The organism is Arthrobacter sp. H14 (assembly GCF_000520495.1).
Lineage (GTDB): Bacteria > Actinomycetota > Actinomycetes > Actinomycetales > Micrococcaceae > Arthrobacter_C.
Window position 1 is genome coordinate 34,595 of sequence record NZ_KI914658.1, and the last position, 6,277, is coordinate 40,871.

General features: G+C 63.2%; 8 protein-coding genes. 6 read left to right on the top strand and 2 right to left on the bottom strand.

The genetic code is table 11. From position 1 onward, the window contains the following. Positions 1-3 precede the first annotated feature (3 nt). Positions 4-603: a cell wall-binding repeat-containing protein gene (locus Y707_RS0113070; protein ID WP_081744851.1), complete on the bottom strand. Its 600-nt coding sequence runs from the start codon at positions 601-603 to the stop codon at positions 4-6. On the opposite strand from Y707_RS0113070, the gene Y707_RS0113075 reads away from it, so the two are divergent. Together Y707_RS0113075 and mgrA are read left to right on the top strand one after the other, a co-directional pair. Next, positions 597-953: a hypothetical protein gene (locus Y707_RS0113075; RefSeq protein ID WP_026535430.1), complete on the top strand. Its 357-nt coding sequence runs from the start codon at positions 597-599 to the stop codon at positions 951-953. The genes Y707_RS0113070 and Y707_RS0113075 overlap by 7 nt on opposite strands. Positions 954-1,249: 296 nt before the next feature. Then, on the top strand, positions 1,250-2,296 hold the full coding sequence (gene mgrA / locus Y707_RS0113080) for an L-glyceraldehyde 3-phosphate reductase (protein WP_026535431.1): 1,047 nt from the start codon (positions 1,250-1,252) through the stop codon (positions 2,294-2,296). 63 nt (positions 2,297-2,359) lie between these two features. On the opposite strand, the gene Y707_RS0113085 is transcribed toward mgrA, so the two are convergent. Continuing rightward, a complete protein-coding gene (locus Y707_RS0113085; RefSeq protein WP_026535432.1) occupies positions 2,360-3,844 on the bottom strand; it encodes a family 4 glycosyl hydrolase in 1,485 nt (494 codons plus the stop codon). A gap of 50 nt (positions 3,845-3,894) precedes the next feature. On the opposite strand from Y707_RS0113085, the gene Y707_RS0113090 reads away from it, so the two are divergent. The 4 genes from Y707_RS0113090 to Y707_RS0113105 all read left to right on the top strand — a co-directional run bounded on the left by Y707_RS0113090 (position 3,895) and on the right by Y707_RS0113105 (position 6,086). Then, entirely contained in the window at positions 3,895-4,989 is a 1,095-nt protein-coding gene (locus Y707_RS0113090; protein ID WP_026535433.1) for a carbohydrate kinase family protein, read from the top strand. Between the two features lie 194 nt (positions 4,990-5,183). Continuing rightward, on the top strand, positions 5,184-5,408 hold the full coding sequence (locus Y707_RS0113095; RefSeq protein ID WP_026535434.1) for an antitoxin MazE family protein: 225 nt from the start codon (positions 5,184-5,186) through the stop codon (positions 5,406-5,408). After that, positions 5,405-5,734, top strand: a complete 330-nt coding sequence (locus Y707_RS0113100; RefSeq protein WP_026535435.1) for a type II toxin-antitoxin system PemK/MazF family toxin — start codon at positions 5,405-5,407, stop codon at positions 5,732-5,734. Before Y707_RS0113095 ends, Y707_RS0113100 begins: the two co-directional genes overlap by 4 nt. 118 nt (positions 5,735-5,852) lie before the next feature. After that, on the top strand, positions 5,853-6,086 hold the full coding sequence (locus Y707_RS0113105; protein WP_026535436.1) for a ribbon-helix-helix domain-containing protein: 234 nt from the start codon (positions 5,853-5,855) through the stop codon (positions 6,084-6,086). Positions 6,087-6,277 lie beyond the last annotated feature (191 nt).

Consider the following 6,277-nt stretch of genomic DNA (forward strand, 5'->3'; position numbering starts at 1 on the left):
AGGCTACGAGCTCCCGTCCAGCACCGCTCTCAGCTGCCGCTCCACCTCTGCCGGGACGGCTACTTCGCCGCCGAGAATCGTCATGCTGTTGGGCTGCAGCCGCCGCAGTTCGGTCGCGACACTGCTGGGAACGCCTTCCTTGGGCACCAGCAGGATAGGTGCTCCCTGCATCCCGGCCACGGGTACGCCGGATAGGGCGTCCGGGAAGTTCGCCCCCGTCGTGACGTAGACGCGGTCGACGCCCGGGGCGTAATGCTGCTGCGAAATCAGCGCGGCCGTGGCGTACAGCGTCCTGCCGCCCATACGGCTGATAGCGCCGGCGTATGGCTTGAGCTTGTTATAGACCGCGTCGCTGACGGCAGCCGGGCCACCGAGGACAACGATTTCGCGCGGATTGAGGCGGTTGAGCTCCATTGACGTGGCGCCCGGAAGGTTGTTCTCCTTCACCAGCAGAATGGGATAACCGTCCCGGGCTGCCGGTGCGGCGCCGGCCAAAGCGTCCGGGAAGTTTTCGCCGGTGGCAATGTAAACCTTGTCGATATTCTCCCCAGCGCATTGTCGTCCTGGGCGGGCCCATCGCCGTCGACGACTCCGTGGTGGCACAACTCCGGGGCCTCACCACCGGCACCGTGACGAGGTTGGCGGGATCCAGTCTGTATGACACCGCCGCCGCGATCAGCCGGACCACGCAGACGGGCGGCCACCTGTGGATTGTTTTCGAGTGCCGCTACTTCGGCGGGGCGCGCGGTAACCGCGGCGGCCCGTACCGCGTGGGAGAACTTCTGATGGACTTTGACGCCATCGGAGTTCATGTCCCTGGCTTGGGCGGCGACATTGGTGCCGGGATCGTACCGCACCAAATACCGGTCGCCCTTTTCGTCTTTCACCGCCGGTGTGCCTGGTGGTTCAGGCGGGAGAGCGGTCGCGGTGGAAGCCATGCCGGACAGGAATAAAGCGGATAAAACGGCGCTGGTAATGACGCGGGGAACGGAGACTGGCAAAGGTCGCCTTTCGGTTCAAAAAGGTGAGAGGCCTGGGCAGGATGTAACCGGCTTTGGCCAGCTCTTCGAAACCCCGAGCTGGTTCGCGCCATGGCTCGCCCAGATTAATCGTACCGTGAAATGATGTGATACCCAAGTTACTGGCGAGTCGCAAGTGACTGGACTGGTTCTGCATCCTCCACCCTGTGGCGACGGCCAATTCACCTAGGTGACTCACATCACGGCGCCCGGATGGCATGATGTTTCTTATGACTTATCAGCCTGCTGAAGACCGTTATGATTCCATGCCTTACCGCCGCGTTGGACGCAGCGGACTGCAATTGCCAGCTGTGTCCTTGGGCCTGTGGCACAACTTTGGTGATGACAAGCCATTCGAGATGCAGAAGGCCACGTTGCGCCGTGCCTTTGACCTCGGTGTCACGCATTTCGACCTGGCGAACAACTATGGCCCTCCGTACGGCAGCGCCGAAACGAACTTCGGACGCCATTTCGCGGACGACTTCAAGCCCTTCCGGGATGAGCTGATTATCTCCTCCAAAGCCGGGTACGATATGTGGCCCGGACCCTACGGCAACTTCGGATCACGGAAGTACCTTCTCGCGAGCCTGGACCAGTCCCTGAACCGGATGGGCCTGGACTACGTGGACATCTTCTACAGCCACCGTCCCGATCCGGAAACACCACTGGAAGAAACGATGGGCGCGCTGGACACGGCTGTACGTTCGGGCCGCGCGCTGTACGCAGGCATCTCCTCGTACTCACCGGAGAAGACAATCGAGGCGGCGCGGATCCTGCGTGAAATGGGAACACCGCTGCTGATCCACCAGCCGTCCTACTCCATGCTGAACCGTTGGGTGGAGAACGGCGAACCGAATCTGCTCCAGGTTCTCGACGACGAGGGCGTCGGCTCCATCGCGTTCTCACCGCTGGCGCAGGGCATGTTGACCAATAAGTACCTCAACGGAGTCCCATCCGATTCCCGGGCGGCCGCGCAGAAGTCGCTCTCGAAGGATCTGCTGTCGGACGAGAACATGCGCCGGGTGCGTGGCCTGAACGAAATTGCGGAGTCACGTGGCCAGACGCTGGCCCAGATGGCAATCGCCTGGGTGCTGCGCAAGCAAAACAAGGGATCATCCATCACCTCGGCGCTGGTCGGCGCTTCCAGCGAGCGGCAACTTGAGGACAGTCTGGCCGCTGTGAAAAACCTGGACTTCAGCGACGATGAGCTGCGGAGTATGGACGAGTTCGCCGTCGAGTCCGACATCAACCTTTGGGCAGCGGCGCTGAGAAGTTAACTGCGATACGGGCCAGCCAGTCCCCTTAGAACCGTGTCGCCGTCGTTTCGACGACGGCGGCTCTCACCGCCACAATTGCTCAAGCCCTGGGAAAGCTTGTTCATACCCCTCGAGCAGCCTGCCGGCGAGGTTCGCAGAGTTGATCAGGGGATGCAGCGTAAAAGCTCTCAGCGCTGCATCCCTGCTGCCTTCCGTGACGGCCTCAATAACGGACTCTTCAACGGCCTTGACCGCCGTCATGAGGCCACGCTGGTGCAGTGTCAGCGGCCGGAGGGGCATGGCTTCCGCACCGGATCCGTCGACGATGCTGGGCACTTCGATGACGCACGACGCCGGGAGGCAGGCGATGGTGCTGCCGTTACGGACATTGAGGATGAGGTGGGCTCGGGTGTCGGTCAGGACTGCGTTCATCACCGCCAGTGCCACCGCTTCGTAGCCACCTCCGGCGAGATCTGACTCATCCCGCTTCTCCTCATCGCTGCGCGCCTCGGCCAGATAGCCTTCCTCACGGGACCGGCGCGCAGAATCCCAAAGCTCGTAGGCGGTTGGGGCGGTCATCTCCGTGCCAGCGCCGCGGCCCATCATGTCGCCCAGATTGGCGCTCGCTTCGTTGCCGCGTTCGGCACCCGCATCGCCGGCTCCCGCCCCGCCGCCGACTCCGCCACCGATCCCGGGAGCTTCTGCGGTGTCGGCGCTTCCGGCGAGCCGGGCATACAGTTCCTCCTGTTGGGCGGCGATGAATTCGCCCCGGGTCTGGGCCGAGCCTGTCAGGGCCCGCGTGGCTTCGGCCTCGAAGTAGTAGTAGAAGAGGTACTCGTTAGGGATGGCTTTCAACAGTTTCAGCAGGCGCGGGCCGAAGACCCGGCCTTCTTCGAAGCCGGACAACTTGGAAGCATCGGCGAGCAGCGCCGGCAGCCGGTCGACGCCGTCGTGCTCCAACCCCCGCAGCCAGCCCAGATGGTTGAGGCCGACGTAGTCGACGCCGGAAAGTGAGCCGGTGGCGGGAATGTTGACCGCGCGGGCGGCACGGCGGACCAATCCGATCGGGGAGTCGCAGATTCCGATCACGCGTTTGCCCAGCACCCGCTGGAGGGCTTCGGTGACCATGCCGGCCGGGTTCGTGAAGTTGATCAGCCAGGCGTGCGGACTGATCTCCTTGACCCGTTCGGCGATGCGGATCATCTCGGGAATGGAGCGCAGCGCATAGGAAATCCCGCCGGCGCCGACCGTTTCCTGGCCGATCAGGCCAAGCTCGAGGGCGACGCGCTCGTCGGCGACCCGGCCTGCTGTGGAGCCGGGGCGGATGGCGGCAAAAACGATGTCCACCCCGGTCAATGCCTCATCAAGATCGGTGGTGGCGCTGACGCTGGGTTTGGAGAGGCCGCCGTCGGGCATTGAATCCAGCACCTTGCTGATGGCCCGCAGCCGGACCGGATCGGTGTCATAGAGCGTGACGTCGCTGATCAGGCCAGCGTACTGCCCGCCGCTCAGAGCACGGAAGACGAGCGGGACGCGGAAACCGCCGCCGCCCAGGATAGCCAGGCGCATGATTCTCCCCTTGCTGGTAGCTCGATGTTCCTACTAGTAGTCTGCCGTACATGGACAGTCTTCACCGTTTTGATCCCCTCGCGGACCGCCGCGGCGCCAATGATGCAGATATTGACCTGATTCTGACCGGCAGTGTCTTCCTGGACATTATCTTCACCGGATTGGAGGGGCTGCCTACTCCCGGGACCGAAATGTGGGCCGAAGGTATGGGTTCGAGTCCCGGAGGCGTGGCCAACCAGGCGATTGCCGCCAGTCGGCTGGGCCTGCACACCTCGCTCTCGGCCGCATTCGGCGACGACGGTTATGGCGACTTTAATTGGTCCATCCTGCAGGATCAAGAGTATGTGGACTTGTCGCTGTCGCAGCGCTTCGACGGCTGGCACTCCCCGGTGACGGTTTCGCTTTCGGTGCACCGCGACCGCTCCATGGTCACGCACGGGCACCCCTCGCCGCTGACCGCATCGGAACTGATCGGCACGCCACCAAAGGCACGCGCCGCCATCGTTGGTCTGGAACCTGAACTGGAGCCGTGGGCAAAGGCGGCACACGGGAACGGCACCAAACTGTTTGGCGACGTCGGCTGGGACCCGTCCGGGCAATGGTCCGAGGAGCTGCTGGACGGCTTGGAAAACTTCCATGCGTTCATGCCGAACAGCGAGGAAGCGATGCGCTATACCCGCACCGAGGACCCGTGGGCGGCGCTGTACGCGCTGGCCGACAAGGTTCCCATCGCCATCGTGACCGCCGGTGCGCAGGGGGCGCTCGCGGTCGATTCCATCACCGGGGAAGAGGAATGGGTCCCGGCGCTGCCGGTAAAGGCGTGGGATCCGACCGGTGCCGGGGACTGCTTCAGCGCCGCGTTCGTGATGGGAACGTTGGCCGGCTGGAGCTTGGCGGACCGGCTGGGGTTTGCGAACCTTTGCGCCGCGCTGTCGGTCCAGGAGGTTGGCGGTTCGCTGGCCGCTCCGGGCTGGGGCGACATCGCCGACTGGTGGCACCGGGCCAACACCGAACGCGCCGGCATCCGCAAGCAGTGGCTGCGCCGGTATGCGTTCCTGGAGGACATTGTCCGCAACGTCCCGCCCGAAGCCGTCCGCCGCGCCTCGGCCACCATTGCGCACCAGTCCGATGCCGGCCCATCGTAGGCAGGATCACGGATGTAGAATTCGACTTCATCTCTCATCAGGGCAGGCCTGCGACAGTGACTTGCGCCCAAACAGTTCCTGCCAGCTGAATAGGACCGATCGATCGACATTGAAGTTTAGTGTCTGGTCAGGGATCCGACAACGGAACGCACGACTGATTGTCGACCGGCACTGTTACATGTAACGTTGATGGCATGGCAAGCACACGAGAGCGGGTAAACGCACATCGCCAGCGTTTGCGCGAGCAGGGCCTCAGGCCTGTTCAAATCTGGGTGCCCGATGTGCGGGCTCCAGAGTTCGTCGCGCAAGCTCATATCCAGTCGGCCGCCATCGCTGCCAGGGAGCGTGAAGCCGACGACCAGGCGTTCGTCGACGCCATCTCGGTCGATTGGGACGCCGAGGCGGAGCCCGGCGAGTGAGACGAGGTGACATCTACATCGCTGCCGTGCGTGGTGCCTATACCGGCAAGCCGAGACCTGTTGTCATCGTCCAGGACGATCGATTCGATTCAACGGCTTCGGTTGCGGTGTGCCCGCTAACGACGAATCCGGTTGAGGCGCCACTGATCAGGATCACCGTAGAGCCCACCGCCGTCACCAGGATCGAGCAGTCAAGTCAGATCATGGTCGACAAGGTCACGACAATGCCACGGGAGAATGTGCGCGATCACCTCGGCCAACTCACCGACGCCGATATTGTTCGGCTCGACCGCGCGCTTCTGGTATTTCTTGGGCTTGCCGATTGAACCAGCTCGCCTGACGGTGCCATGTCGTAAGCGGATCCATTTGCGGCGGCGCACGCTCAAGGCCGACGGTCGGACGTTTCCTCTACCGCACAGACTATTTTCGTTATACGATTTGTTTATGGTCAACGACGAGCAGATCCAGAAGTGGGCAGACGAGGCCGAAGCTGGTTATGACGTCGGGGAATTGAAGCGTCGCGGACGCGGTCGCCCCGGTCGCGGTGCTGAGCCGATGCAGGTCCTTGCCGTGCGTCTCACTGCCGTTGAGATCGCAGCACTGGACGAGCTGGCCGAGCGAGAGCACCTGTCACGCTCGGAGGCGATCCGCCGCGCTCTGGCTGACTTTGCGGCGTGAGGGTCCACGAAAGCGCACTTAAGCACGGGGTATTGCCCGAGGATGCGCTCCAGGCGGCCGACTGGTCCCAGTGGATCGAACCCCTAGAGGAGGATGACTGGCCGCATCGTGAGTTGCGGCTTGGCTTCGACACGCGGGCTCGCTTGCTTGAGACCGTTGTGCTGATCTTTAAGAATGGCGAGGAACTGGTG